Source organism: Kitasatospora phosalacinea (genome assembly GCF_030268885.1).
In the GTDB taxonomy this organism is placed as follows: domain Bacteria; phylum Actinomycetota; class Actinomycetes; order Streptomycetales; family Streptomycetaceae; genus Kitasatospora; species Kitasatospora phosalacinea_C.
Genome location: NZ_BSSA01000010.1, coordinates 94,839 through 120,394 on the forward strand (window position 1 = coordinate 94,839; position 25,556 = coordinate 120,394).

Annotated in this window: 28 protein-coding genes; 15 read left to right on the top strand and 13 right to left on the bottom strand. The window is 75.2% G+C overall.

Going from position 1 to position 25,556, the window contains the following annotated elements:
- Nucleotides 1-28: 28 nt before the first annotated feature.
- On the bottom strand, nt 29-778 hold the full coding sequence (locus tag QSK52_RS16705; RefSeq protein ID WP_285736864.1) for an SCO2400 family protein: 750 nt from the start codon (nt 776-778) through the stop codon (nt 29-31).
- A gap of 159 nt (nt 779-937) precedes the next feature.
- A complete protein-coding gene (locus QSK52_RS16710) occupies nt 938-1,726 on the bottom strand; it encodes an amidohydrolase family protein (protein WP_285736865.1) in 789 nt (262 codons plus the stop codon).
- Nucleotides 1,727-1,827: 101 nt separating this feature from the next.
- On the opposite strand from QSK52_RS16710, the gene QSK52_RS16715 reads away from it, so the two are divergent.
- The 3 genes from QSK52_RS16715 to QSK52_RS16725 all read left to right on the top strand — a co-directional run bounded on the left by QSK52_RS16715 (nt 1,828) and on the right by QSK52_RS16725 (nt 4,450).
- Nucleotides 1,828-2,214 (top strand): MerR family transcriptional regulator, encoded by a 387-nt coding sequence (locus tag QSK52_RS16715; protein ID WP_285736866.1) that lies wholly within the window; start codon nt 1,828-1,830, stop codon nt 2,212-2,214.
- Between the two features lie 27 nt (nt 2,215-2,241).
- On the top strand, nt 2,242-2,712 hold the full coding sequence (locus tag QSK52_RS16720) for a MarR family winged helix-turn-helix transcriptional regulator (RefSeq protein ID WP_285736867.1): 471 nt from the start codon (nt 2,242-2,244) through the stop codon (nt 2,710-2,712).
- Between the two features lie 136 nt (nt 2,713-2,848).
- Complete coding sequence (locus tag QSK52_RS16725) at nt 2,849-4,450, top strand: MFS transporter (protein WP_285736868.1); 1,602 nt, start codon at nt 2,849-2,851, stop codon at nt 4,448-4,450.
- 92 nt (nt 4,451-4,542) lie between these two features.
- Here the strand turns inward: QSK52_RS16725 and QSK52_RS16730 are convergent, their stop codons facing one another.
- The 4 genes from QSK52_RS16730 to QSK52_RS16745 form a co-directional block, all read right to left on the bottom strand.
- Nucleotides 4,543-5,190 (bottom strand): GntR family transcriptional regulator, encoded by a 648-nt coding sequence (locus QSK52_RS16730; protein WP_285736869.1) that lies wholly within the window; start codon nt 5,188-5,190, stop codon nt 4,543-4,545.
- A gap of 58 nt (nt 5,191-5,248) precedes the next feature.
- Nucleotides 5,249-6,079: a cytochrome c biogenesis CcdA family protein gene (locus QSK52_RS16735; RefSeq protein WP_285736870.1), complete on the bottom strand. Its 831-nt coding sequence runs from the start codon at nt 6,077-6,079 to the stop codon at nt 5,249-5,251.
- A complete protein-coding gene (locus QSK52_RS16740; RefSeq protein WP_285736871.1) occupies nt 6,076-6,855 on the bottom strand; it encodes a DsbA family protein in 780 nt (259 codons plus the stop codon). The genes QSK52_RS16735 and QSK52_RS16740 overlap by 4 nt, the downstream gene beginning before the upstream one ends.
- Nucleotides 6,856-7,047: 192 nt before the next feature.
- Nucleotides 7,048-8,283, bottom strand: coding sequence for an MFS transporter (locus tag QSK52_RS16745; protein WP_435053276.1), 1,236 nt, complete (start codon nt 8,281-8,283; stop codon nt 7,048-7,050).
- Nucleotides 8,284-8,744: 461 nt separating this feature from the next.
- Here QSK52_RS16745 and QSK52_RS16750 point away from each other — a divergent pair, with 461 nt between their 5' ends.
- Nucleotides 8,745-9,341 carry an Imm21 family immunity protein gene (locus tag QSK52_RS16750; RefSeq protein ID WP_285736872.1) on the top strand — a complete coding sequence of 199 codons (597 nt, stop codon included), beginning with the start codon at nt 8,745-8,747 and terminating at the stop codon, nt 9,339-9,341.
- 448 nt (nt 9,342-9,789) lie between these two features.
- On the opposite strand, the gene QSK52_RS16755 is transcribed toward QSK52_RS16750, so the two are convergent.
- On the bottom strand, nt 9,790-10,716 hold the full coding sequence (locus tag QSK52_RS16755) for a pirin family protein (protein WP_285736873.1): 927 nt from the start codon (nt 10,714-10,716) through the stop codon (nt 9,790-9,792).
- A 128-nt stretch (nt 10,717-10,844) separates the two neighbouring features.
- Here QSK52_RS16755 and QSK52_RS16760 point away from each other — a divergent pair, with 128 nt between their 5' ends.
- The 3 genes from QSK52_RS16760 to QSK52_RS16770 all read left to right on the top strand — a co-directional run bounded on the left by QSK52_RS16760 (nt 10,845) and on the right by QSK52_RS16770 (nt 13,854).
- A complete protein-coding gene (locus tag QSK52_RS16760) occupies nt 10,845-11,330 on the top strand; it encodes a carboxymuconolactone decarboxylase family protein (protein ID WP_285736874.1) in 486 nt (161 codons plus the stop codon).
- 191 nt (nt 11,331-11,521) lie between these two features.
- Nucleotides 11,522-12,742 (top strand): serine hydrolase domain-containing protein, encoded by a 1,221-nt coding sequence (locus QSK52_RS16765; protein ID WP_285736875.1) that lies wholly within the window; start codon nt 11,522-11,524, stop codon nt 12,740-12,742.
- 77 nt (nt 12,743-12,819) lie between these two features.
- On the top strand, nt 12,820-13,854 hold the full coding sequence (locus tag QSK52_RS16770; protein ID WP_285736876.1) for a protein kinase domain-containing protein: 1,035 nt from the start codon (nt 12,820-12,822) through the stop codon (nt 13,852-13,854).
- Nucleotides 13,855-14,007: 153 nt separating this feature from the next.
- Here the strand turns inward: QSK52_RS16770 and QSK52_RS16775 are convergent, their stop codons facing one another.
- Both QSK52_RS16775 and QSK52_RS16780 read right to left on the bottom strand, forming a co-directional pair.
- A complete protein-coding gene (locus QSK52_RS16775) occupies nt 14,008-14,550 on the bottom strand; it encodes a GNAT family N-acetyltransferase (protein WP_285736877.1) in 543 nt (180 codons plus the stop codon).
- 214 nt (nt 14,551-14,764) lie between these two features.
- Entirely contained in the window at nt 14,765-15,523 is a 759-nt protein-coding gene (locus QSK52_RS16780) for an alpha/beta fold hydrolase (RefSeq protein WP_285736878.1), read from the bottom strand.
- A 404-nt stretch (nt 15,524-15,927) separates the two neighbouring features.
- On the opposite strand from QSK52_RS16780, the gene QSK52_RS16785 reads away from it, so the two are divergent.
- The gene (locus QSK52_RS16785; protein ID WP_285736879.1) at nt 15,928-16,788 is read left to right on the top strand and encodes an S-methyl-5'-thioadenosine phosphorylase; all 861 of its coding nucleotides are present in this window, start codon (nt 15,928-15,930) and stop codon (nt 16,786-16,788) included.
- Nucleotides 16,789-16,908: 120 nt separating this feature from the next.
- Here the strand turns inward: QSK52_RS16785 and QSK52_RS16790 are convergent, their stop codons facing one another.
- Entirely contained in the window at nt 16,909-17,235 is a 327-nt protein-coding gene (locus tag QSK52_RS16790; RefSeq protein WP_285736880.1) for a hypothetical protein, read from the bottom strand.
- Nucleotides 17,236-17,578: 343 nt separating this feature from the next.
- On the opposite strand from QSK52_RS16790, the gene QSK52_RS16795 reads away from it, so the two are divergent.
- Nucleotides 17,579-17,923 (top strand): hypothetical protein, encoded by a 345-nt coding sequence (locus QSK52_RS16795; RefSeq protein WP_285736881.1) that lies wholly within the window; start codon nt 17,579-17,581, stop codon nt 17,921-17,923.
- 215 nt (nt 17,924-18,138) lie between these two features.
- On the opposite strand, the gene QSK52_RS16800 is transcribed toward QSK52_RS16795, so the two are convergent.
- Both QSK52_RS16800 and QSK52_RS16805 read right to left on the bottom strand, forming a co-directional pair.
- A complete protein-coding gene (locus QSK52_RS16800) occupies nt 18,139-19,017 on the bottom strand; it encodes a GNAT family N-acetyltransferase (protein ID WP_285736882.1) in 879 nt (292 codons plus the stop codon).
- A gap of 300 nt (nt 19,018-19,317) precedes the next feature.
- Nucleotides 19,318-20,079, bottom strand: a complete 762-nt coding sequence (locus tag QSK52_RS16805; protein WP_285736883.1) for an alpha/beta fold hydrolase — start codon at nt 20,077-20,079, stop codon at nt 19,318-19,320.
- Between the two features lie 164 nt (nt 20,080-20,243).
- Between QSK52_RS16805 and QSK52_RS16810 the strand changes: the two genes are divergently transcribed.
- On the top strand, nt 20,244-21,035 hold the full coding sequence (locus QSK52_RS16810; protein ID WP_285736884.1) for a DNA-formamidopyrimidine glycosylase family protein: 792 nt from the start codon (nt 20,244-20,246) through the stop codon (nt 21,033-21,035).
- Between the two features lie 34 nt (nt 21,036-21,069).
- Here the strand turns inward: QSK52_RS16810 and QSK52_RS16815 are convergent, their stop codons facing one another.
- A complete protein-coding gene (locus QSK52_RS16815; protein WP_285736885.1) occupies nt 21,070-21,702 on the bottom strand; it encodes a uridine kinase in 633 nt (210 codons plus the stop codon).
- A 181-nt stretch (nt 21,703-21,883) separates the two neighbouring features.
- Between QSK52_RS16815 and QSK52_RS16820 the strand changes: the two genes are divergently transcribed.
- The 5 genes from QSK52_RS16820 to QSK52_RS16840 all read left to right on the top strand — a co-directional run bounded on the left by QSK52_RS16820 (nt 21,884) and on the right by QSK52_RS16840 (nt 25,487).
- Complete coding sequence (locus QSK52_RS16820; protein ID WP_285736886.1) at nt 21,884-22,396, top strand: HD domain-containing protein; 513 nt, start codon at nt 21,884-21,886, stop codon at nt 22,394-22,396.
- A 59-nt stretch (nt 22,397-22,455) separates the two neighbouring features.
- On the top strand, nt 22,456-22,629 hold the full coding sequence (locus tag QSK52_RS16825; protein WP_285736887.1) for a hypothetical protein: 174 nt from the start codon (nt 22,456-22,458) through the stop codon (nt 22,627-22,629).
- A complete protein-coding gene (locus QSK52_RS16830; RefSeq protein WP_285736888.1) occupies nt 22,626-22,934 on the top strand; it encodes a dsRBD fold-containing protein in 309 nt (102 codons plus the stop codon). Before QSK52_RS16825 ends, QSK52_RS16830 begins: the two co-directional genes overlap by 4 nt.
- 61 nt (nt 22,935-22,995) lie before the next feature.
- Complete coding sequence (locus QSK52_RS16835; protein ID WP_285736889.1) at nt 22,996-24,780, top strand: serine/threonine-protein kinase; 1,785 nt, start codon at nt 22,996-22,998, stop codon at nt 24,778-24,780.
- 11 nt (nt 24,781-24,791) lie between these two features.
- Nucleotides 24,792-25,487, top strand: coding sequence for a hypothetical protein (locus QSK52_RS16840; RefSeq protein ID WP_285736890.1), 696 nt, complete (start codon nt 24,792-24,794; stop codon nt 25,485-25,487).
- The last annotated feature ends 69 nt before the right edge of the window (nt 25,488-25,556 follow it).

A 25,556-nucleotide genomic window follows, 5' to 3' on the forward strand; every position in this document is an offset into this window, starting at 1 on the left:
GCTGCCGCGCCACCGCCGCCCGGGGCGGTCAGGCGCACCAGAAGAGCACCGGCTTGCAGGTGGGCGACGGGCCGGCCGAGCGGGTCGGCGTGGCGGGACCGGTCGTCGCGGGGGCGGTCGGGCTGGGCGCGGACGGGGGCGCGGTGGGCGAGGCGGCCGGTCTGGTGGCCGGTGGCGTGGTCGGTGCCGTGGTCGGGCCGGTGCTCGCCGACGGGCTCGCGGAGGAGGCCGGGGCCGACGGCTTGCTGCTGCGGTGGGGATCGGCGGACGGGACGGGGGAGACCGGGACCGTGGTGGCGTGCGCGGACGCCTCGCCCGAGACCGCGTCGCCGACGGACGCCGAGTGCCCGGGGTCGGTCGGGCCGGCGGGCGCGACGCCCCCCTCGGGCCCGCCCATGACGGCCATCGCCATCGCCCCGATCCCGCCGACCACCAGACCGGCCACCGACAGCACCACCACCCCGCGCTGCCGCCCCCGTGCCCTGCGGCCCCGGGACGGTGCGGTCGCTGCGCGGCTGCCCTGCGGCCGCGGTTCCTCGGCGCGGGGCGGGACCGGCTCCGGACCCGGTTGCTCGGACGTCGATCCTGCTCGCCCGGGCGGCTCGTGGGCCGGCTGCCCGTACGGCTGCTGCCCGGCGTGCGCGGGCGTCGCGGTCGGGGCCGGTGCCCGGAACGGGACCGTCGGTCCGGACGGGGTGCCGGACGTGCTGGAGGTGCCGCACCCGGGGCAGCACAGCGCGCCGTTGAGGTGCCGTCGGCAGGCCGTGCAGTAGTCCATGTGATCTTCCGTCGAGTCTCGGGTGCTGTTCCGCATGCCGGAGCCTAAGCACCGCACACGTCCGATGACAGCGACAGCCCGTGAGGCTTTTGGGTAGATCAGGTGGTCGTCCGCCCCCGGTCGGCCGCGCAGCCGCCGTCGGCCGGGGGCGGTCCGGCGTCAGCCGAGGCCGATCAGTTCGGCGACCGTCCCGCCGAGGACCCGGTCGCGCACTTCGCCCGGAGCGGTGACCCGTTCCACCAGGGCCCGGGCGAGGACCGGGTCGCCGTACGGCGCGTCCGAGCCGAACAGGGTGCGGTCCGGGATCTCCTCGACGGCCACGCGCACCGCGAAGACGACACCGGCCGTGGACAGCTCCAGGTACATGTTCGGGGTGTCCCGGACCAGTTCGACGGCCTGCATCCAGTGCTGCCCGCCCAGCTGGCTGACCACCAGCGGAACCTCCGGGTACCGGCGGGCCAGCGCGGCCAGCGTCGTCAGGTCCTCCGCGGCGGTCGGCGCGGACCCGTGCACGACGACGGGCAGCCGCCCCTGGTCGGCCGCCGCCCGGAGCACCGGTTCGACCAGCCCCGCTCCTCCCGGCGGCGGGGTCAGCTCCCCGATCCCGCGCAGTCCGCGCCCGAGGACCTCCTGCTCCACGACCGCGGCGGTCTCCTCCGCCCCCAGCCCCAGGGGCACCGACAGGAAGCCGACGAACCGGTCCGGGTGCGCGGCGAGCGCGGCGTCCAGCTCCCGCCACGCGCCGCGGTACGCCTCGACCGTGTCCGCCCGACCTCCCAGCGCCCTCTCCAGGACGGCCATCTCCCGGCGCAGCGAGGCGAGGTCACCGGCCCGCTCCGGGTGCGGCCGGGTGCCGAACAGGACGGCGCGGTCGACCCCGGCCTCGTCCAGCAGCCCCACGTGCACCTCGACCGGGTCGTGCACGTGGCCGTGCGCATCGATGATCATGGATTCGCTCCCTCCGTCTCCACCGGACCGGAAGGCCGGCCGGCGGGGGAACTGTGGCACCCTGACACCGTTGGAAGGTCAAGCCGAGAGGGGGCGGGCCGGTGCTGATCGGGGAGCTGTCGCGCCGCACCGGGGTCAGTGAGCGGCTCCTGCGCTACTACGAGCGCACGGGGCTGATCGACTCCCGGCGCCGGGCCAACGGGTACCGCGACTACGACGACCGGACGGTGGAGACCGTGCACCGCGTCCGCGCCCTGCTCGCCGCGGGCCTGCCCACCCGCACCATCCGCCAGGTCCTGCCCTGCACCCACGACACGGCGGCGCTGCGCCCCTGCCCCGGCGTCCTCGCCAGCCTGCGCGACCAGTTGGACGTCCTCGACCGGCGCGCCGCCGACCTGGAGACCGCCCGCCGTCTGCTGCGTCAGACGATCGCCGCCACCGAGAACGCCCGGGACGCGGCGGACCCGGCATTAGATATTTTGACATAGGTATGTAGGCGTATCTAATCTGGGGCGGTGCCCTCCTCCCGTGCTCGCCGTGAGCAAGTCGACTCCACCGCCGAGGTGTTGGTGTCGGTCCTGCCCGTGCTGAACCGGGTGCTGGAGCGGCAGGTCGCGCTGGACTTCCCGCACCCCGGGCTGCCCGAGGGGCAACTCGCCCTGCTGCGGCTGGTCGAGGAGCGCGCGGGCGTCACGGTCCGTGAGGCCGCCGAGGTGCTGCTGATGAAGCCGAACAACGTCAGCGCCCTCGTCACGCAACTCACCGACCAGGGCCTGCTGGAGCGTCGGCAGGACGCCGGTGACAAGCGCGTCGCGCACCTGCACCCCACGCCGCTGGCCGCCTCGCGGCTGGCCGAGGCCCGGGCGATCAAGACCGCCCACCTGACGCGGCTGCTGGCCACGCTCACCGACGGGGAGCAGGACGCCCTCGGCTCGGCGCTCGGCGCCCTGAACTCGCTCGTCCGGCACCTCCACTCCGCCGGCTGACCGTCCGGCACCGCCCGCTCCCACCCGTCGAACCGGTGCACCCGGGCGGGTCCGACGGCGCTCCGGCGCGCGTCCGTGCCGTGCACCCGGCCGGGCGCGACGTCCCCGTCAACTCCCCCTCAGACAAGGCACCTCCATGCCCTCCTCCACCCCGGTGGACCGCACCGCCCTGCCCGCACGGACCGAACCGCCCGGCGAACCCGGCGGGCGGCGCGCCAACCCGTGGCTGACGCTGCTCGCCGTCGCGATCGGCCTGTTCATGGTCAACCTCGACGGGTCGGTGGTCTCGATCGCCAACCCGGAGATCGGCCGCGACCTGCACGCCTCCACCTCCGACCTGCAGTGGGTCACCAACGCCTACCTGCTGGCGATGGCCGCCGCGCTGATCCTCGGCGGCAAGCTCGGCGACAGGTTCGGCCGCCGCACCTTCTACCTGGTCGGCGTCGCGGGCTTCGTCCTCTCCTCGGTGATGATCGGTCTGATCGGTTCCGTGAGCGGCGTCATCGCCTTCCGGGCCCTGCAGGGCCTGTTCGGCGCGCTGCTGATCCCCAACACGCTGGGCCTGCTGCGCGCGGTCTTCCCGCCGAAGCAGTTCGGCACCGCCGTCGGCCTGTGGGCGATGGTCGCGTCCTGCTCGACCGCGCTCGGCCCGATCGTCGGCGGCCTGCTGGTCGAGCACGTCAGCTGGGAGTCCGTCTTCTACGTCAACGTGCCCATCGGCATCGGCGCGCTGGTCTTCAGCCTGCTCGTCCTGCCGCAGAGCAAGGACTCCACCGGCCACCACCGCTTCGACCTGGTCGGCGTCGCCGTGCTGGCCCTCGGCCTGGTCGCCCTGGTCTTCGGCGTGATCAAGGGCGAGAGCTGGGGCTGGAGTTCGCCCGGCACGCTGGGCACCCTGGCGGGCGGTCTGGTGCTGCTGGCGCTCTTCGCCCGCTACGAGACGCGGATCGCCCACCCGCTGCTGCCGATGCGGCTGTTCCGCAGCCCCGCGCTGACCATCGGCACCGTCGTCACCGCGGTCAACTTCTTCGTCCTGCTCGGCGTGATCTTCTTCCTGATGCTCTACCTGCAGAACGTCCGCGGCCTCGGCCCGGTCGAGGTCGGCGTGCGCACCCTCCCGATGAGCCTGGCCTCGGTCGCCGCCGCCCCGCTCGGTGCGGCCCTGACCGGACGCTTCGGCGCCCGCCTCACGATGCCCGCGGGCATGCTGCTGGAGGCCGTCGCCGCGCTGTGGATGAGCACCTGGGACAGCCACTCCGGGTACGGGGCGATGTGGCCGCCGTTCGTCCTGATCGGCCTCGGCGTCGGCATGGTGATGTCCGCCTCCTCCGACGCCATCGTCGCCAACGCCCCCGTCCGCGACGGCGGCGTGGCCAGCGGACTGCAGGCCACCGCACTGCAGATCGGCGGCGCGCTGGGCACCTCCGTGCTGGTCTCGCTGGTCAGCGGCCGGGTCGGATCCACGCTGGTGCGGGAGTTGACCGGTGCGGGCGTACCGGAACCCACCGCCCAGGGCTTGGCCGCCGCCAAGGACGCCGTCGCCATGGGCATCGCCCCCGTCGACCCGGCCATGCCCGCCCAGCTGAAGGCCGCCGTGGTCGAAGGCAGCGCCGACGCCTTCATGAACGGCGTCCACACCGCGGTCCAGGTCACCGCCGCCCTGTGCGTCGTCGGCGCCCTCCTCGCCGCCGCCGGACTGCGCCGCGGCACCCGCGGGCCGACCGCCGCCCACGCCTGAGCACCCGAAGCGCAGGTGCCCGGCCGGAACCCACCGGCCGGGCACCTACGCGTCCCCTCCCGTTCCGGGTGCGCGCCGGGCCGCCGCACCGTTCAGACGCGCAGGTGGCGGAGGTCGAAGCCGTAGGTGTCGCCGACGTGGGAGCGCAGGATGTCGGAGAAGCCCTGGACGTCGTCGGCGGCCAGGCGGGCGACGAGGGCGCGGTGTTCGGCGATGATGTCGGCGCAGCGTTCCATCAACTGCTCGCCGTAGCTGAACAGCAGGAAGCGCTGGCGGTCGGCGAGACGGTCGTTCAGCTCCAGCAGGACCTGGTTGTCGGCGGCCTCGACGAAGGAGCGGTGGAAGGCCACGGTGAGTTCGATGAAGCCGGGCAGGTCGCCGTCGGCCAACACGCCTTCCTGGCGGTCGACTTCGGCCTCCAGGCGGGTGGCGAGGGCGGCCCGGCGTTCGGGGGTGGTGCGCTGGACGGCGGTGCTCTCCAGGATCAGTCGGGCGTCGGCGAGGTCCTGCACGTCCTTGCCGTCCAGGCCGCGCACCAGGGCGCCGCGCTTGGGGTAGACGGTGATCCAGCCCTCGTCCTGGAGCCGGACCAGGGCGGCCCGGACGGGGGTGCGGCTGAGGCCGAGCTCGGCGGCGACGCCCGCCTCGCCGAGCATCGTCCCGGGCCGGTGCGTCCCGTTCAGGATGCCCGTCCGGAGGGCGGCGTAGGCCCGCTCGGCGGCGCTCTCGCTTGTCGACATGGCCCCCATCTTCCCCGACCCGGGCCCGGACGGACGACCGGGCGGGCACGCGGCGCGCTCACTCACCGGCGGCCCGCCGCCCGGCTGCGCCCCGTGCGCGGCGGCGGTGCACGAACCAGGCGGCGCCCAGGGCGAGGACGGCGGCCCCGACCACCGCCAGGTCGGGGACGGACGCGGCCCCGTCGAGGGTGCGGGTCTCCACCGCGAACTGGTCCGAGGCCCCGAGGAAACCGCCCAGCGACGTCGTCCCGTCGGTGGCCAGCAGCAGCGCGCCCAGGGCCACGCCCAGCGCGCCGCCGACGAGTTGGGTCACCGTGGTGCGCCACCGGCCCAGGCGCACCTCGCGCGGGCGCACCGCGCGGCGCATCCACGGCAGCCGCGGCCAGGCCAGGGCCAGCAGGAACAGCGGGACGACCATGCCGAACGCGAACACCGCCAGCACGGCGCCGCCGTACAGGGGGGTGCCGCCGAGCGCGGCCAGCGCGAGGACCGAGCCCAGCACCGGCCCCGCGCACACCCCCGCCACCCCGTACACGCTGCCCAGCAGGAACACCGACAGGTTCGAGGTCAGGTCGCCGGTGCGGCTCTGTCCGAGGGTCGGCAGGGTCAGGCCCGAGAGCTGCACCAGGCCGAGGGCGATCACCGTCCAGGAGGCGGCGCCGACCAGCAGGTCGCGGTGCTCGGAGACGACGGCGCCCAGACCGCCGGCCAGCACGCCGACCGGAACCAGGGTGGCGAGCAGCCCGAGGTAGAAGACCCCGGTGCGGGCGACGAGACGGCCCGGGGAGGTGAAGGCGTAGGCGAAGAACGCGGGCAGCAGCATCACCGAACACGGGCTGAGCAGGGTCAGCACCCCTCCGGCCAGGGCCCCGGCGAAGCCGATGTTCACCGCGTGCCGCCCGCCTTCGCGAGCGCGTCGTCGAGGAGTTCGCGGAACGCGTCGACGGGCTGCGCACCGGAGAGGACCCGGTCGCCGACCACGAAGAACGGAACGCTGGTGACGCCCAGGTCCTGGGCCTTCCCGGTCGCGGTGGTCACGGCGGCGCGCAGGTCGGCGCTGCCGAGCGCGGTCTCGAAGGCCGCCAGGTCGGGCACGCCCGCGGTGCGGGCGAAGTCGAGCAGCTTCTCCTTCGGCAGGTCGGGGTGCCCGTGGTCGGGGGCGGCGCCGTACAGGGTGGTCAGGTACTCCCGGAAGCGCCCCTGGTCGGCCGCGGCGTGCAGGGCGACCGCGCCGTCCACCGACTGGTCGCCGAAGAACGCGAGGTCGCGGAACTCGTAGCGGACCCTGCCGGTGTCGACGTACTCGGACAGCAGCGCGGGCAGCGTCTGCTGGGTGAACAGCGCGCAGTACGGGCAGCGCAGGTCCGCGTACTCGACCATGACCACGGGCGCGTCGGCCGGGCCCAGCGCCATCCGGTCCGCCGGGTCGCGCCGGGCCAGCGAGTCGGCGGCGGTGGCCCGCTGCGCCGTGGTGCCGGTGGCGCTCGCACTGCCGGTGGCCGCGGGGCCCGGTGCGGATCCGGTCAGGTGCCGGGAACCGCCGTCGGCCAGGGCGACGATCAGCAGGAACACGCAGACGGCGGCGAGGACGACGTTCAGACGGCGGGCGTTGCGCAGTCGGCGCTCCAGCGCCTCCAGGGCAGCAGAGGTTCGGTAATCTGGCACCAATCTAGGATACATGTTGAATCCCAGATGGGGCGCGGCCGGGAGGGGAGCGGCGCCCGCCCCTCCCGGGCGGGAAGCCGTTCGGACGCACGGGAGTTGACGCCGGGGCAGCCGGTCGGGCGGGGGCGGCGAGGTGAGGCAGCCGTCTTCCCCCAGGAACTCGCCGGCCGCGTGGTTCCAACGGGCGGTCGATCAGGCGGGTGCGTTCTCGACCGGGCGGGGGAGCGCCGCGCGGCGTGAACGCGTGACGGCCAGGCCGGCGGCGATCACCAGGGTGGCGGCGCCGAGGACGCCGACAGCGCCTGCCAGGTCTCCCGCGGGCCCGGCGGCGCCGAGCAGGAGCAGCGGGCAGGCGAACTCGCCGAGGAAGAAGGCGGCGTTCCACAGGCCGGTGCCCCGGCCGCGGTCGGCGGGGGTGAGCACGGCCATGGTGCGGGTGATCAGGGTGGGCAGCAGCAGGCCGGTGCCCAGGCAGTTGACGACGGCGCCGACGACCAGGACGGGGACGCTGCCCGCCACGGCGATGACGCCGAAGCCGAGCGCGCACAGGGCGAGGGTCCAGGGGAGCAGGCGGTCGGCCCGGCCGGTGAGGCGGGTGAAGGCGGCCGCGCCGGCGACGGTGGCGGTACTGGCGATCGCGGTGCACAGGCCGATGGTGGCGGGGGCTTCGGTGCCGAGGTCCTCGAGGAGGAAGGAGGTCTCGACGGGGACGGTGTAGAAGACGACCGCGCCGAAGAAGGTCAGCGCGCAGGGCGCCAGCAGGCGGCGCAGCAGCGGGGCGAACGGGGTCAGGGCGGGGGAGGCCGCGGCGGCGTCCCGCCTGCGGCCGGCCGGTCGCAGCACGGTGGCCAGCAGGGGCGCGAGCAGCAGGCCGACGGCGTAGGCCCAGAACGGGGCGCGCCAGCCCGCCGAGCCCGCGGCGCCGCCGAGGGCGAAGAAGGCGGTGGCGGAGAGCGCGGAACACATGGCCTGCAGGGCGAGGTACTTCTCGCGCTGCCTGCCGCTCCAGTAGTCGCCGATCAGGGTGGTGCAGCAGGTCATGACGGCGGACTCGGCGACGCCGACCAGGGCCCGGCTGACGATGATCGCGGGCAGCGAGTCGAGCCAGAGCGGGGCGGTGCCGACGACCGCGTAGAGCACGGTGGCGACCACCAGCAGGCGGTGGCGGCCGAGGCGGTCGATGATCGCGCCGGCGAACGGCGCCATCACGGCGAGGGAGAGCGCAGGCACGGTCAGCGCCATCGGGGCGAGGGCGTCCACGCCGGAGACGGAGGCGAAGTGCTCCTGGAGCTTCGGGACGACCGGGGCGATCAGGACGGCGCCGAGGACCGGCAGGCAACTGCCCGCCATCAGCAGGGTCGCGGTCAGTCGGGGACGGGCGAGGACCGGGCCCGGCGCGGAGGCGTCGAGAGGGCTGGAAGCTGACATGGCGGCTCCGTTCGAGGGGGCTGGACCGCGGCCGAGCGGGGCGGGCGTGCGTACCGGCCTGCCCGGCCGGGACGGCGGGGTGGTGCCTGCCGGAGCGACGGGCCGACGGGCCGCGGTGGCAGCCATCCTGGACGGAGCGGAGGGCCCGGGGGAACGCCCCTGCTGATCACTTGTGCGGATGCCGCCCATCCGCTGGACGGATGGTGGCGTGCCTGTTCCCGGAGGTCGGCGCTGACGGGGACGGTGTCCAGGCCGTGGGACGGGGCGGCTGCGCGCGGGGCGGGGTGGCAAGTCCCAGCGGGGCGGGGCGGGGCGGGGCGGGTCGGGGTGCGATGCCCGGGGATCGGGCGGGTTCGTTCGAGCGGATCGCCTCCGGGCGTGTCCGGTGACCGCGTGGACGCTCCGGGCCGTTCGGCACGCTCCTGGCCGGGGCGTCGCACGCCGAGGTCACAATGGCGGGCATGAGCGACACCTTCGAACCCGCCGCCGGAACCGGGACGGTCTGGGTCGAGTCCATGGGCGGCCCGCTGGTCGTCGTCCCGGTATCCGCGTTGGACCGCTGGGACGGCTGCACCCCGGGCGGAGAGATCCTCGGCGCCACCGGTCGGCAGGACGACTACGACCGGGCCTGCGCGGTGGAGGACCACGCCGGGGTCGTCGACCTGCGCGGAGACGACTCCGCATCCGCTCTGGTGCTGGGCGACGAGCCTGCCGGCACCTGCTACCTGCCCGATCGAACGGCCTTCGTGAGGTGGCTCGCGGCGGACTCCGAGGCCGAGCTGTTCGCTGCCGCCCACGCCGTGCTGGACGATCCGGCCACCCCGTGGGAGGACTGCGGCACCTGGACCACCGACGGTCCTGCGGTCCTCATGGACTCGGCCGACGCCGGTCGGGACCTCGGAAAGCCGTACCCGCACGGGCACGGCGAGCCCTCCGCAGCGCCGGTCCCCCTGCCGCCCGGCTCCTGGCGGGTGCGGGCGTTCCACACCTGGTCCGACGAGTCCGTGTGGGTCGGTGTCGTCCACCTCCTGGCGCAGGGCGAGAACCCGATGAGCTGAAGCATCGAACACCGGATCCCGAGACCGAAGGCACTGCTCGACCCCGTGCGGCCGCGAGGTCTCCGGGGGTTCGGGAACACGCCCGATCGTGGCGTCGACCGGCCCCCGGTGCGGTGCGGTGCGCCGGGTTGCCGTTGGCCGCGGGAGGCGCCACGGAGCGGGCTTCCCCGACCGTGCGCGCGGCCGGGAAGGTGCAGGCCCGATCGCCCGTACGTCGGCCGATCCGGTCTTCCTGCGCGTCTGCCACCTGGACTGACAGGGTTCCGCCGGAAGCTGACGGGTGGTCGGTGAAGTCGGCGTTCGTCCACCCGGATCCTGCGGAACACGCCCGTGGACGGGAACCGGCAGGCCGACCGTGACTGTCCCGGAGACCCGGGCTGGAGGCGGTCGTGGCGCGCCCGTTGCGCTCCGGCGGACGTGACCGCCCCCGGCCGTGGGTCTCCGCAGGTCAGCGTCGGTTGCCGCGCGCCTTGAGGGCGACGTTGGGCAGCTCCGGGGCGGGCAGGCGGTCGCCCGGGTAGCCCTGGACCTCGCCGAACCGCGCCCCCTGCTCCCAGTCGAGCCGTGCTTGGACGATCTCCTCGCCGGACCGGCCGATGAAGTTCCACCACATGACGATGGACTCACCGAAGGGCGGGCCGCCGAGCAGGATCAGGCGGGCCGGGGCGGGGGAGGTGTTGGTCAGGGTGAGGGTGGTGCGGCCGGGCGGGAGGTGGCCGAGGTCGGCGGGGTGGAGAGGGGTGTCGGCGAAGAGGACGTCGCCCTGGTCGACGAGGAGGCCGTGCTCGAAGGCCGGGTCGACGTCGAGGGTGGTGGTGGTGCCCGCGGGGAGGGTGAGCTCGGCGCCGAGGAGGGGGGTGAAGGTGGGGATGGGGGAGGTGTCGCCGGCCAGGGTGCCGAGGAAGACCCGGGCCTCGCCGCCGCCGGGGAGCGGGACGGGCGCGGGGACGTGGTGGTGGAAGTCGCGGGCGGTGTGCCGGTGGGCGTCGGGGAGGGCGACCCAGAGCTGGACGCCGTGCAGGACGGTGGTGGCGGCGGTGGAGGTCTCGGAGTGCGCGATGCCCCGGCCCGCCGTCATCAGGTTGAGTTCGCCGGGGCGGACGAAGGCGTGCACGCCGAGGCTGTCGCGGTGCTCGATCTCGCCGCTGAACAGCCAGCTGACGGTCTGCAGGCCGATGTGCGGGTGCGGGGCGACGTCCATGCCGCCGGTGGTGGCGACGTCGTCCGGGCCGTAGTGGTCGACGAAGCACCAGGCGCCGATGAGGGTGCGCTCGCGCTGCGGCAGGGTGCGCCGGACGGTCATCGCGCGCGGGCCGCCGAGCGGGACGTCGCGCGGGGGCAGGACTTCGGCGGCGCCGTTCTCGGTGGTGCTCATCGGGGTGCTCCCTCCCGTGCCGCCGGGGGCCGGCGAGCACGTCCAGCAAATCGTTTCATCTTCAACTATCATGGATCCGAGCGTCCGACAAACGCCAGTTCGCGGTGGAGCAGTGGAGGAGAGTCCAGGTGTCCGAGGTGACCGAGGTGGCGGCCCCGACGGGTCGGGTCTACGTCGACAAGCAGACCCCGCAGGCGTTCCGCGCCATGCTGGGCACCGCGGAGGCGGTCCGGCAGGCGGCCGCCGACGCCGGGCTCGACCGGCGGCTGGTCGAACTGGTCAACCTGCGGGTCTCGCAGCTCAACGGCTGCGCCTACTGCCTGGACGTGCACACCAAGGCCGCGCTGAAGGAGGGCGAGGGCGTGCAGCGGCTCGGCGTGCTGGCCGCCTGGCGGGACGCCGCCGTGTTCGACGCGCGCGAACGCGCCGCCCTCGCGCTGGCCGAGGCGACCACCCACCCGGCCGACGCGGCCGCGCAGGAGGCGGCGTACGCGCAGGCCCGGGAGGTGTTCGGCGACCAGGAGATCTCGGCGGTGATCTGGGTGGCGATCACCATCAACGCGTTCAACCGGGTCTCGATCCTGAGCAAGCACCCGGTCCGACCGGCCCGCTGACGCCCCGTCGGCGAAGGTCGGCTGACACCCCCGCCCGCGGGCGATCGCCCGCTGACGGGGGTGTCAGCAGGCGGAGGCCGCCCGCCGCACGGGTGGAATCGCGGGGACGGGCGGACGGCCGCGGCCCCGTGCGGGCGTCCGGGTGGTGACCTGGGCGGAACAGTCCGCCCCCTCCCGGAAGAGGTGCCCCGATGCGCCGTCCCCGCGTCCGGCGACTCGCCGTCGCCCTGCTCGCCCTGAGCGCCCTCGCCCCCGCCGTCCCGGCCGCGGCCGACTCCGGCGCCCCGTTCGCCCGACCCGCCCTGCAACCCGCGCACCGTCCCGTGCACCCCCCGGTGGACGAGGACTGCCCGCTCGACCCGGCCCTCGCGGCCCGGCTCGACGCGGCGATCGCCGAGGTGCGCGAACAGACCGGGACGCCCGGGGTGATCGTCGGCCTGTGGCTGCCGGGGCGCGGCACGTACGTCCACGCCGACGGCGTCGCGGACAAGGCCACCGGGCAGCCGATGACGCCCAACCTGAACCTGCGGATCGGCAGCGAGACCAAGACCTTCACCGTCACCGCCGTGCTCGAACTCGTCGACCGCGGACTGCTCGGCCTCGACGACCCGATCGCCAAGTACCTCGACGGCGTGCCGGACGGCGAGCACATCACGATCCGCCAACTCGCCGAGATGCGCAGCGGACTGTACTCCTACACCTTCGACGACGACTTCGTGAAGGCCCTCCTCACCGACCCCGAACGGCCGTTCACCCCGCAGGAGTTGCTCTCGTACGCGTTCAAGCACGACAACGTGTTCCCGCCCGGCACCGACTACCAGTACTCGAACACCAACACCGTCCTGCTCGGCCTGCTGGTCGAGAAGCTCGGTCGGATGCCGCTGCGCGACTTCATCCACCGCAACGTCACCGGCCCCGCGCACCTGGAGCGCACCCTCTTCCCGCGCGCCGCCGAACTGCCCCGCCCCTACGCGCACGGCTACACCGACCAGACCCTGGACGGCTCCGTCGCCGACGCCACCCACTGGAACCCGTCCTGGGGCTGGGCCGCCGGTGCGATGATCTCCGACCTGCACGACCTGCGCGGCTGGGCCAAGACCCTGGCCACCGGCACCCTGCTCAGCCCCGCCACCCAGGCCGAGCGCGAGAAGTTCCTCCCCGTCCCGGGCTTCGGCGACGGCGCGGGCTACGGGCTCGGCCTGTTCCGGGTCGGCGGCTGGGTCGGCCACAACGGCTCACTGCCCGGCTACGAGAGCGTCACCGTCTACCTGCCCGAGCAGGACGCCACCCTGGTGGTCCTGCTGAACACCGACATCGTCCACGAGGGCAGCGAACCCTCCACCCTGTTCGCCCGGGCGATCACCTCGATCGCCACCCCCGGCCACGTCTACGAGCTGCCCGCCGAGAAGTAACCCCAGGTCGGGAACCCCGGCCCCGGCCCCCGTCGTCCCTCCCGTCGTCCTGGAAGACGACGGGGGAGGGCCCGGACATGCGGGAGATCGGACCGTTCCGGGTGCTGCGGGCACCCGGAACCGGCCACGGAACCGGCCACGGAACCGGGGACGGAACCGACGGCGGCGGCGCGGCGCGGATCCACCTGTGCCGCGCCGCCGACGGGCTGCTGGTGGCCGTCGAGGAGCTGCACCCCGCCCGGGTGCCGGACGCCGCCGCCCGCCGCCGCTTCGCCCGACGGGCCCGCGCCGCCCGGCGGATCGACGGGCCCTGGACGCTGCCCGTCCTGGACGCCGACCCCGACGCCGAACGGCCCTGGCTGGCCACCGCGCACGCCCCCGCCCCCGACCTGGCCCGCCTGCTACGCGCCACCGGCCCGCTGCCCGTCGCCACCGTCCGCCGCCTGGGCGCGGGACTCGCCCGGGCCCTGGCCGCCGGGCACGCCGCCGGAGTCGTCCACGGCGGACTCGAACCCGCCCGGGTCCTGGTCACCGCGCACGACCCGGTGCTGACCGGCTTCGGCCTCCCGTCCGCCCCCGGCCCGGACGGCACTACCGGCCCCCTCGGCTACGCCTCGCCCGAGCAGATCGAACGCCCCGCCGACACCGGACCGCCCGGCGACGTCTTCGCCCTCGGCGCGCTGCTCGCCACCGCCGCCCAGGGCCGCCACCCCTGGACCGGCCGCCCACGACCATGGGCGACAGGCGTGGGGACGGGGACGGGTGTGGGGACGGGGACGGGTGTGGGCGGCGCCGTCGGCGTCGGGGCGGAGGAGACGCGGGCCGTCCGGCGACGCATCCTGGAGGGCCGACCCGACCTCGCCGACGTCCCCGGGGAGCTGCTGCCCGCCCTCGCCCGCTGCCTCGACCCCGACCCGGCACTGCGCCCGACACCCGGCCAACTCCTCGTCCTGCTCGACCCCGACCTCGCCCCTGGCCCCGCCTCCTGGCTACCGCCCGCCGGACTCGCCCTCGCCGCCCGGTACGCCGCCGATCTGCCCCGGGCGGACGAGGCCGGGCCCGTCCACCTGCACCCGCTGGTCGACCGGCGACCCGTCGGGCACCCGGCCTGACCGACCCCCGATCGGCCCCCCGGTCCGCCCCGGCCGGCCCCGGTCCGCCCCGGCCCGCGGCAGGCCAAGACGCGGAACGGCAGGGCAGGGCAGAGCAGGGCGGAGCCGATGCGCGCTCGACCCCGCCCGCGGCCCGCCGGGCGGGGGCGGGGCTCAGGGCCGGTACTCGGGCAGGTCGGCCGGGCGGATCCGGTACACCTGGAGGTTCAACCCGTAGTACTTGGTGGTCTCGCCGACCCAGCGCATCCCCAGCCGCTTCGCCACCGCGTGCGCCCGGTCGTTCTTGGGCCGGGCCACCGCGAAGACCTCCTCGACGTCCTGGGTGAACGCCCAGCGCAGCAGCGCCAGGCCCGCCTCCGTCGCGTAGCCCTCGCCCCAGTACTGCGGGGAGAGCTGCCAGGTGATCTCCAGGTCCTCGTCGTAGGGCGGCAGCGGACGGATGCCCAGACCGCCGACCACCCTCCCGTCCTCGCGGCGCTGCACCGCCCACCGCCCGCGCGGCGGCAGCAGACCGGGCTGCTCCTGCTCCCAGCCGCGCAGCACCGAACGCATCGCCTCGACATCGACGACCTGGTCCATCACGGGCGTCAGCCAGCGGGCGACGTCCGTGGAACCGTACACGGCCAGCGCGTCCTCGGCGTCGTCCGGTGTCCAGTCCCGGACGACGAGCCGATCAGTGGTCAGGCTGATCCCCATGGGCGGGTCCTCCCTCAGTCGATTGGCGGACGTCTCCCTCCACCGGAGTGTGCGCCCCCTACCCGCCCGGGGCGAGCCGGAAGCCGGAACCGCACCAAACGTCACCGGACGGTCACCCGCCCGTCGCGGACCGGCCCCTGCTCCTCCGGCCCGTACCCCCTTGGCCCGTGGCCCTTCGGCCCGTGCCCCTTCGACCGTGGGGCGTCCGGGCGGGTCAGTGGCGGCTGCGGAGCGGGATGTGCAGGCCGTTCCGGTCCGGGCCGTGCAGGGCCAGGGCGGTGCGGACCTCCTCGGGCAGCGCTCCGAGGCCGAGCAGGGCCAGGGCCAGGTCGGCGGCGGCGCGGTGCCAGTCACCGGCCCGCCGCATCAGGGTGTGACCGCTGCCCAGCACCCGGTAGCCGGCCACCCGTGCGCCGTGGTCGCGGGCCCGCAGCGCGAACAGGTCGGTCTCGTCGGGCGGGGTGACCTTGTCCCGGTCGCCGTGCAGCATCAGCACCGAGCGGCCCCGCAGGTGCTCGGTCGGCTCGTCCTGCGGGCACCACGGCGCCAGCGCGACCACGCCCCGCACGCACGGGTGGGCCGCCGCCCGCAGGGCCGCCCGCCCGCCCATCGAGTGCCCGATCAGCACCGTCGGCACCGGACCCAACTGCTCGGCCAGGTCGGACATCGCCGCCTCCGCGTCACGGGCCGCGTCCGCCCGGTCGCCGTTCCACCCCCGGCAGCGGTAACGCACCGTGCCCACCGCCAGTGACCGGCCGCCCGCGGCCTGCGCACCGCGCTGCACCGCCCTCGCGAACGGCCGCATCCGCAGCCCCGGCAGGTTCAGCAGCGGAGGCGCCGCCGCACCGAACTCCTTCCCGCCGTGCAGCACTAGCACCGCCGCGTCCGGCGAGGACGGCAGCACCCGCCAGGCCAGCGGCCGGTGCGCCCCCACCACCGCAGAACCCGAGTGCACCTCCACCCGCCCGCCCATCGCACCGTCCCCTGTCCTGGTCGCCCAGCCGCAGCCGCCCGGTGGTCCACCCGTCCACCCGTCCGCTCGCCCGGTCGTCTCGTCCGGCCGTTCAGCCGCTCGCGGCCGCCCGCCGCCACCCGCGGCCGCCGCCGGTGGAGTTGCCACTGTACGCGGGCGCTGCGCGGGACGGTCCGGACCGGGACGAAACGGTGGTGAACGGGCAGGCGCGCCGAGCGGGCGGCGCACCACGACGGCCCTTGCGCACGGGCGCAGCTGACTGCTCGTAAGGTGGGAGCGCGCCGGAGGTGCGCGGCCGGACCGTTCCGCCCGTGCACCGGCCCGCGCAGCGCGGACCCGATCCACCCGCCCGGCCCCACCGGGCGCCCGGGGCCGCGACCGACCGCCAGAGCCGAGGGAGAGCCATGGCCGACGTCCACCCGCCCCGCACCGACGGCACCCCGACCGCCGAGCTCGGAGTCATCGGCGGATCGGGCCTGTACGCGCTGCTCGACGACGTCACCGAGGTGCACGTCGAGACTCCGTACGGGCCGCCGTCCGACGCGCTGTTCGTCGGTGAGGTGGCCGGACGGCGGGTCGCCTTCCTGCCCCGCCACGGCCGCGGCCACCGGCTGCCGCCGCACCGGATCAACTACCGCGCCAACCTGTGGGCCCTGCACGCCCTGGGCGTGCGCCAGGTCCTCGGGCCGTGCGCCGTCGGCGGCCTGCGGCCGGAGTACGGGCCCGGCACGCTGCTGGTGCCCGACCAGTTCGTCGACCGCACCTCCGGGCGGGTGCAGACCTACTACGACGGCCGGATCCTGCCCGACGGGTCGATGCCCGAGGTGGTGCACGTCTCGATGGCCGACCCCTACTGCCCGGACGGCCGCGCCGCCGCCCTGGCCGCCGCCCGCGACCTCGCCTGGGAGCCCGTCGACGGCGGCACCCTGGTGGTGATCGAGGGCCCGCGCTTCTCCACCCGGGCGGAGTCGCGCTGGTTCACCGCCAACGGCTGGTCCGTGGTCGGCATGACCGGCCACCCGGAAGCCGTCCTGGCCCGCGAACTCGGCCTCTGCTACACCTCGTTGGCCCTGGTGACCGACCTCGACGCCGGGGTCGAGACCGGCGAGGGCGTCACCCACGCCGAGGTGCTGGAGGTCTTCGCCCGCAACGTCGACCGGCTGCGCACCGTCCTGTTCAAGGCCCTGGAGTCGCTGCCCGCCGCCCGCGACTGCATCTGCTCGCACGCCCTGGACGACCTGGACACCGGCCTCCCCGGCGTCTGACCCGCCCGTCCGCCCACTCGCCCGTCCGCCCGTCCGCTCCTAAGGCCCGGGGCCTCCACCGGGGCCCCGGGCGCCCCGGGCCGGAAGTGCGGGCCGCCCGTCGGCGGCCCGCCCGGGCGGCTACCGGGTTCGCCCGCGTCGGTGCAGATGGGCCGCGACCGTCATCAGTGCCACCAACACGACGGCCCAACTGACCACCACGGCCAGTAGCAGGGCCGGTTCGTCCAGTGCCACCGCCATGGCCAGCAGTCCGAACGAGACGGCCAGACAACACGAGATCACCGCGACCACGATCCACGGCCGGGCCATCAGCGTCCGTCGTAGCCGTGCGGCCCTCGCCGTCCGCATCGTGCGCAGCTCGCGCTCCAGCTCCTGATCGCTCCCCAGCTCGGCCTCGATCTGCTGGAGGATCAGTAGCTCACGCGGGGAGAGTGCGGGTCCGTCCATCAACCACCTCCGCGCCGCAGGCAGGCACGCCCCGGCCTTCCCCGCCGACGCGACCCTGCTCCCAGGTAGCAACACATGTGCCCGCTGGACGCCGGTTCTAACACGAGAACAAGCGCTCGACCTCCTCGATGTCCACTGGCGGTCCCTCCAATTGACGCCCCGTCGACCCCGGCTCGTCACCGGAGGCACTCGACGCGGTCGACCGTGGTGCGCACGGGAGCGGAGTGACACGCGGGACGGGCAAGCAGAACCGTTTTGCTGCCGCACCCCGCTCCTACGGTGGTGTGCGTCGAACCGGGCGCTCCGCCCGCAAACCACCCTTACCGGAAGGCCGTTCCGCCCCATGTACCTGCGTCAGACGGTTGCCGCCGCCACTGCCTCGCTCGCCCTGCTGCTCGCCCTGCCCAGCCCGGCCGGTGCGGCCGTCGGAGAGTTCCGCTACACCTACTACGACGACTTCGGGAACCGGGCGGCCGGTGTCCTCGTCGAGCCGGACAGCCGCGTCTGCGTCACCCTGCCCGAGGTCGCCGACCCCGACACCACCGAACCCGCCTTCGCCCCGCAGAACTTCACCGGGTCGACCGTCACCGTGTTCACCGGCCCCGACTGCGACGGTGACTACTACAGCCTCCGCCCGGGCGGCCGCGCCTCCGACCGGCTCAAGCTCCGCTCCGCGCTCTTCTCCTGAGGCTCTCCCTTCCCGAGTGCCGTGCCCTGCAGGGCTGTTCCACCGCCGCCCGCCGCCCCGGCCCAACCCGCCCTGACCTGACCCGTTCCGGCCTGCCCCGGTCCGCTCCGGTCCGCTCCGGGGCCGACCCGCTCCGGGCCCGACCGCTCCACCGCTCGGCCACCCCGCTGGCGGACCGGCCGGTGGAGCGGTCGGACGGTGGAGCGGTCGGACGGTCAGCCCGCGGCGGGCGGTTCGGCGATCAGGGCGGTGGCTATCCGCCGGAAGCCCACGCTCTCGTAGATCCGCGCCACGTCGGCGTCGCTCGCGGAGAGGAACACCGTCCGCACCCCGGCGGTGCGGGCGTGCTCGACCAGGTGCGAGGTGACGCGGTGGGCCAGGCCCTGGCGGCGCAGGGCGGGCAGGGTGGCCACCGCGACGATCTCGCTGACCTCGCCGACCGGCTGGTGGCAGCCGGAGGCGGTGGCCGCCCCGTCCGGTCCGACGGTCGCGGCGAGGACCGTGCGCCCGGCCGTTATTCGCTCCGCCATGCGGGACACGGCTGCCTCGCTCTCGGGGCCCTTCACCGCTTCGGCGAGCTGTTCGGGCCCGGCGGTGCCGATTCCGGTGCCGGCCTCGGCGAAGGCCAGGTGCGGCAGCATGACGGCGCTCGGCAGCAGCGGGTCGTCGGGGGCGACGACCCGCACCTCGGGGCCGTCGGCCGCCGCCGTGCTGTCGGCGGTCGTCGGGGCGTCGGCGGCCGGGGCGTCGAGGTCGAGCACCAGCAGCGGGTGCTCGTGCACCTCCAGCCCGGCAGCCTCGACGGCCGCACGCAGGGTGGGGGAGGTCTCGTGCACCCACTCGAAGTTCTCGGGCGCGCCGAGTTCGCGCTGTCGGGCCCGGACCCGTTCCACGTCCTCGGCGGTGAAGACGCCCGGGCCGCCCAGGGTGGGTCGACCGTAGTAGTGCCAGCCCTGCCCGGTGCGGACGAACAGGGTGAGCGGGCCGTGCTCCTCGGTCGTCGCGGAGAAGCGGGGCACCGCGTCGTAGTAAGCCTCGAGCCTGGCCAGGACGGCCTCCGACCCGGAGCCGAGGGGGTGGTTCGTTTCGCGCATCGTGCCGTCCAAGGGTGGAGTTCGTCCTCTTCTGCGGGGGTTCTGCGGAGGTTGATCAGGCGGCATCACATCAGAGCGGTCGATCGTGTGCACGGGTTTTTTCGAACCGCGTGCACCGGCCGTTCGAAGGGGGAGGGCTGACGGCCCGTTGGTGAAGAACCGTTTCCCCCAACTCCCGTTCGATCTGCAGCAGCCGGAAAGGCAGCCGGTCGGCCAGGGCGCCCGTGCTGGCGGGCCCCTGGGCGACCGAGGGGATTCACTCGGGGGAGTGAATCTGGGGAAGGGGCGGGACGACGGGGATCAGCGTCGGCCGACCTCGGCGAGCCGGGTCAGCAGCAGCTCGGCGGTCTCCGCGGGGCGCTCCAGGGCGGGCAGGTGGCCGGCCCAGGGGAGTTCGCGGTGCTCGGCGTCCGGCAGCAGGGCCGCCAGGTCGGCGGCGATCCGGCGGAAGTCGTCCAGGTCGTGCGCGCCGGAGTACACCAGGGTGGGCGCGACGGCCGCCCGCAGGTCGACCGCGACCCGGGTCGGGGAGATCTCCTCCTCGGGCGCCAACTGCACCTCGTACGCATTGCGCTGCATCGTCCGGACCTTCGCCCGGGCCGCCTCGTCCGCGTCCGGCCCGAGCCAGGTGTCGACCATCAGTTCGACCGCCTCGTCCAGTCGGCCGGACTCGACGAGGCCGACCTCCAGCTCGTCCAGCGCGACCAGTTCGGCGCTCGGTTCGTGGTCGGGGCTGCCCGGGCAGAGCAGGGTCAGCGAGCCGACCCGGTCGGGGTGCAGGGCGGCGAACTGCAGGGCGATCCGGCCGCCGAAGGAGGAGCCGACCAGGGCCGCCCGTTCGATGCCGAGTTCGTCGAGCAGGTCCGCCAGGTCGGTCAGGTTGTCGTACGGGCGGTCCGCGCAGGGGGTCTCCCCGAAACCGCGGAAGTCGCACCGCAGCACGCGGTACCCGGCCCCGAGGAGCGCGTCCCACTGCCCGTCCCACATCCGCCGGTCGCAGACGGAGGAGTGCAGCAGCACGACCGCGGGGCCGTCTCCAGCCACCTCGTGAGTGATTGTCATTCCGCCGACCGTAGAGCACGCACACGCCACTGACCAGGGATTTCCGCTGCGGGCGGAGAACGGCGGGGACGACGGCGGCCGCAGCGGCCGGGATCCGGCCGGGGGCGGCCGGCGGCGGAGGGGCGCCGGTCGCGGTGTCGGCGGCGGGCGGCATGATGGAGGGCGTGCCCGAAGGAGACAGCATCTACCGCGTCGCCACCCAGCTCGACCAGGCGCTCGCCGGTCACGTGCTGACGGTGTCGGACTTCCGCGTTCCCGCACACGCCACCGCGGACCTGAGGGGGCGCCAGGTGCTGCGGACGGTGCCGCGCGGCAAGCACCTGCTGACCAGGTTCGAGGGCGGCGTGACGCTCCACACCCACCTGCGGATGGACGGCCGCTGGCAGACCTTCCGGCCCGGCGAGCGCTGGCACGGCGGTCCCGCGTTCCAGGTCCGGGTGGTCCTCGGCACCGGGCACGGCACCGCCGTCGGCTACCGGCTGCCCGTGGTCCAACTGCTGCGCAGCGACCAGGAGCACCGGGTGGTCGGCCACCTCGGCCCCGACCTGCTCGGCCCGGACTGGGACGCCGCCGAGGCGCACCGCCGCCTGCTCGCCGACCCGCTGCGCCCGGTCGGCGAGGCCCTGCTCGACCAGCGGACCCTGGCCGGCATCGGCAACGTGTACGCCAACGAGCTGCCCTTCCTGGCCGGTGTCACCCCCTGGCTGCCGGTCGGCGACCTGCCCGACCCGGACGACCTGCTGGACGGCGCCCGGCAACTGCTGGACGCCAACAAGCTGCGGCCCGGCCACGTCACCACCGGCGACCCCCGCCCCGGCCACCAGCACTGGGTGTACGGCCGGGGCCGCCGCCCCTGCCGACGCTGCGGCACGCCGATCCGCACCGCCAAGCACGACCGGGACCGCGTCGCCTACTGGTGCCCGCGCTGCCAGCAGGGCCCCGTCCCGACCGCCTGAGTCGCCCGGGCACCGGGCCGTCGGCGCGTCCGGTTCAGTCCCGCTCCACCAGCGCCGGGTGCCGGGGGTCCTCCACCCGCACCGTAAGGTCGGCCAGCTCGCCCGGGTCGGTCTCGGTGCGGTAGCGCTCGTGCGCGGGCAGCGTCCACTGTTCGGCCGGCGGGGTGCGGCGGGCCAGCGCGGCGGCGGACTGGGCCAGGTGCACGGTCAGTTCGAACGGCAGCCAGCGGCCGAGCAGGAACGGTCCGTCCAGCAGCAGCACGCCGCGCGGCGGCAGTTCGACGTAGTCGGCCCGGGTGGCGCGGTCGGTCTCCCGGTCCCAGTACGTGGGCAGCACGCGGCCGTCGCCGTCCGGTTCGAGCGGGTCGAGGACCTCGCGGAGCAGCGCGCCCTGGTCCAGCCACAGGTCGTGGAAGGCGTCCGGGTCCTGCTTGCCGTACTCGAAGCGCACCGAGGCGGGCCGCAGGAAGTCGTCCGCCGACACCCGCTGCACCGGTCGGCCGAGCAGCCGCAGCGGCTCCACCAGGGCGTCCGCCAGCTCGCCGGGCCGGGTCGCCGCCGCGCCGTCGACCGCGACCCGCAGCCGCCGTCCGTCGTCGGCCAGTTCGTGGATCCGTCCCGCCAGCAGCTCGACCAGCCGCTCCGGGGAGATCGGGGTCACCCGCACCGGACGATCACTCCCTTCGGTCAACCGGACTATACGTCGCGGCGCCCGAGGTCCCACCGCCCGAACCCCGGCCCCGGGGCGGCCGGGCGGGGCGGGCGTGGAACACTCCGTCGGAGGCCGGGGGCTCCGCCCTGACCACTCCGGCCGTAGTGCTCCAGGTGGAGCGGAGAGCGAGGACGTGATGACCGCGGTGCCGTTCCTGACCCCGGACGAGGTCGACGCCCTCGCCGCCCGCGCGCACGAGGGCCAGTACGACCGGATCGGCGTGCCGTACGTGGAGCACGTGCGCGCCGTCGCCGCGGGCGTCGCCCCGTTCGGCGCGGGCCTGCGGATGGCGGCGCTGCTGCACGACGTCCTGGAGGACACCCCGCTCACCGCCGAGGACCTGCTCGCCGCGGGCGTCCCCGCCGCCGTGGTGGCGACCGTCCGGCGGGTCACCCGCACGCCGGGGGCGGACTACCGGACGATGCTGCTGGACGTCGCCACCGACCAGGCCGCCGCCCTGGTCAAGATCGCCGACAACGCGCACAACTCCCGCGCCGACCGCGCCGCACTGCTCCCGGCGGCGGACCGGGCCCGGCTGGCCGAGCGCTACCGGGCCGCCCGCGCCGTGCTGTGGCCCGCCGTCGCGGAGGCGGACGTCCGGACGATCGTCGCGCTGGTCAACCCGGACCTGCTGGCCGAACTCGACTGAACCCGCCCGCGGGGGCACGCTGGAGGGAGAAGCGGGGGTCCGAGAGCGAGGAGCCCGGGATGTCCGAGATGAGCGACAGGCTCGACGAGAAGGCCCGGCGGGACGAGGACGACGTCCGGTCGGTCGACCCCGAGGAAGGCATCACCTCCTACCAGACCATGCACGCGTGGGAGGAGTCCCAGGCGGAGGGCGATCCGGTCGCCGACCCGTCGCAGCAGGAGGAGCAGCGGTGAGCGGCCGCGCGGCGGCGCCCGAACCGCACAGCAGCGAGTGGTCGGTCCGGCTGCGGGTGGTCGAGGTCGGCGACCTCACCCAGGCGCACGCCGTCCTCGACACCGGCGTCAACCTGATCGAGGTCGAGGCCGAGGCCCACCGCAGCAGCACCGACCCCGCGGACCCCGAGATCGGCGACGAGCTCGCCGTCGGCCGGGCCCTCACCGCCCTCGGCCAGCAGCTCGTCCACCGCGGCTCCGTCGCCGCCGAGGCCGCCGAGTCCACCCGCCGCCGCGACGCGCCGCCCCCCGACGGCGCCTGGTGACGATGCCTGGTGGCGGCCGCCCCTCGGCGGTCCGAAGATCAGTGCACGAAACAGCCGAATCGTGACCTTCCGCCGCCCCCGCGCCGGAACCCGCCCGGCCGGGGGCGCGTCACTCCCGGTGGCCGCGCACCCGCGCCGGCCCGCAGGCGACGAACGGGGCGCCCCCGCACAGCACGGGGGCACCGGGGGTGGACAAGGTGACGGACGCTCAGCACCCGGACGGCAGACCGGCGGACCCGCCCCCGCGGGACGCGCCCGGGCGGACCCCGTCCACTGGGAACTCCCCGACTACGCGCACGAACGCGAACTCGGCGCCGGGGCGTCCGGCCGCGTCGTCCTCGCCCGCCACCGAGCCACCGGCACCCCCGTCGCGATCAAGTACCTGCTGGGCGACCACCCCGACCAGGCCGCCTTCCGGGTCGAGGCCCAACTGCTCGCCACCCTCGACAGCCCGCACGTCACCCGCCTCCACGAGTACGTCGAAGGCCCGCACGGCGCCGCCATCGTGATGGAACTCATCGAGGGCGTCTCGCTGCGCGACCTGCTGCGCGCCGAGGGCAGCACCGGGCCGGAAGCCGCCCTGGTCGTCCTCAAGGGCTCGCTGCTCGGCCTGGCCGCCGCGCACCGGGCCGGTGTCGTGCACCGCGACTACAAGCCCGGGAACGTGCTGGTCACCGTCGACGGTCAGTCCAAACTCGTCGACTTCGGCATCGCCGTCCGCGACGGCGCCAGCGGCACCGTCGCGGGCACGCCCGCCTACATGGCCCCCGAGCAGTGGGCCGGACGCCCCGCCTCCCCGGCCACCGACGTGTACGCCGCCACCGCCACCTTCTTCGAGTGCCTCACCGGCGCCAAGCCGTACGCCGGAACCACCCTGATGGAACTCGCGGTCCAGCACACCGAGGCCGAGATCCCCGACACCCAGGCGCCCGAAGCCCTCCGCCCGCTCATCCGGGCCGGGCTCGCCAAGACCCCCGAACAGCGGCCCCCGGGCGCGGAGGCCCTGGTCGACGAACTGGAGGCCGCCGCCGGTGCCGCCTACGGCGCCGACTGGGAGGAACGCGGACGCAGGCGGCTGGCCGCGCTCGTCGCCCTGCTGCCCCTGCTGCTGCCCACCCCGACCGCCGACGGCGCACTGCCCGGCGCGACCTCGTACGCGACGACGGTGCTCACCGCCCCGCGGGTTCCGTTCCGGGGACGGCTGATCGCCACCGTCGGCGCGATCGTCCTCGTCCTCGGCGCGCTCGCCACGGTCGCCTCGGCCGGTGAGGAGAAGACGGTCGCCGACCCCCGGCCGGCTGCCGCCCCGCCCGCCACCACAACCGTCCACCCCACCACCGCGGCCCCCGCCCCGCCCCCCACCGACAGCCCGAGCCCCTCGCCCACCGAGGAGCCCAGCCCGAGCGCGACACCGAGCCCGAGCCCGAGCCCGACGGCGAAGCCCAGCGCCAGCCCCAAGCCCAGCCCCAGCACCAGCGCGTCCGCCACGCCGAGCCCGTCCGCCACGCCCAGCCCGACGGCGACCGCCCCGCCCGCCACCGTCGGAGTGGGACGGATCTCCGGAAAGGTCTCCTACACCACCCTGCAGGTCGACTTCTCTGTCACGGTGCAGCCCGCCGGGAGCCCAGGGACCGCGGTAACCGTGACCTGGCTCGACGGGGGGAGCTCGCCGGTGTCCGAGACCGTCCCGGTGGTCACTGACAGCACCGGTAGGAAGTGGGTGTCGCTGTCGCACACGTACCCCTGCTACAGCGGCACCAAGAACGTGGGCGTCAGCGTGACCACGACCCCGTCCGGCGGCACTGCGTCCTCCGGTACCTATCTGATGATCTGCCCGCCGCGCTAGGGGGACCGACGATGACCGAACTGCCTCCTGACCCCGGCCTCCGGCTCGGGCCCGTCCGACGGCCCGCCGCGCCCGAAGTGACGGTCCAGTTGCGGGCCGCCGTCCCGCAGGACGAACAGCGCACCGTCCAGCTCCGTCCGGCGGTCCCGTTGTCGGACGCGGCCGAGACCGTGCGGTTGGACGGTCTGGCGGAGACGGTGCGGCTCGAGGCCGCGGAGCCCGGGGCGGAGGACGGGTTGCGGCGGTTCGGGCCCGGGGTGCCGCCCGGGGCGGCGGCGGTGTGGCGCGGGGAGGTGGCTGCGGCGCCGCGGCGGCGGTGGGACAGGTGGCTGCTGGTGCCGTTGGTGCTGCTGCTCGCGCTGCTCGGGTACCTGCTGTGGGACCGCTACGGGCGGCCCGTCGAGGTGGCGGGCGTGACGGCGCGGACCGCGGCCGCCGGGCCCGGGTGCGACGGCACCGCCGTGGTCACGGGCGTGCTGGAGACCGACGGCGGTGAGGGCGAGGTGCGCTACCGCTGGGTGCGCAGCGACGGGACCGACTCCGGGCCGGTCGTGCAGCACGTGGAGGCCGGGCGCCGGCGCACCGAGGTCCGGCTGGAGTGGGCCTTCCGGGGACACGGCGAGTACGCCGCCACCGCCCGGCTGGAGGTGCTGGAACCCGCGGGCGGCCCCAGCGCCGAGGCGGGGTTCGTCTACTCCTGTCCGTGAGGGCCGCGGGGGCCGCGAGGGCCCGAGGACGCACGAAACCCGGGTCGCGGCCGACTGCCTGTCGGTGGC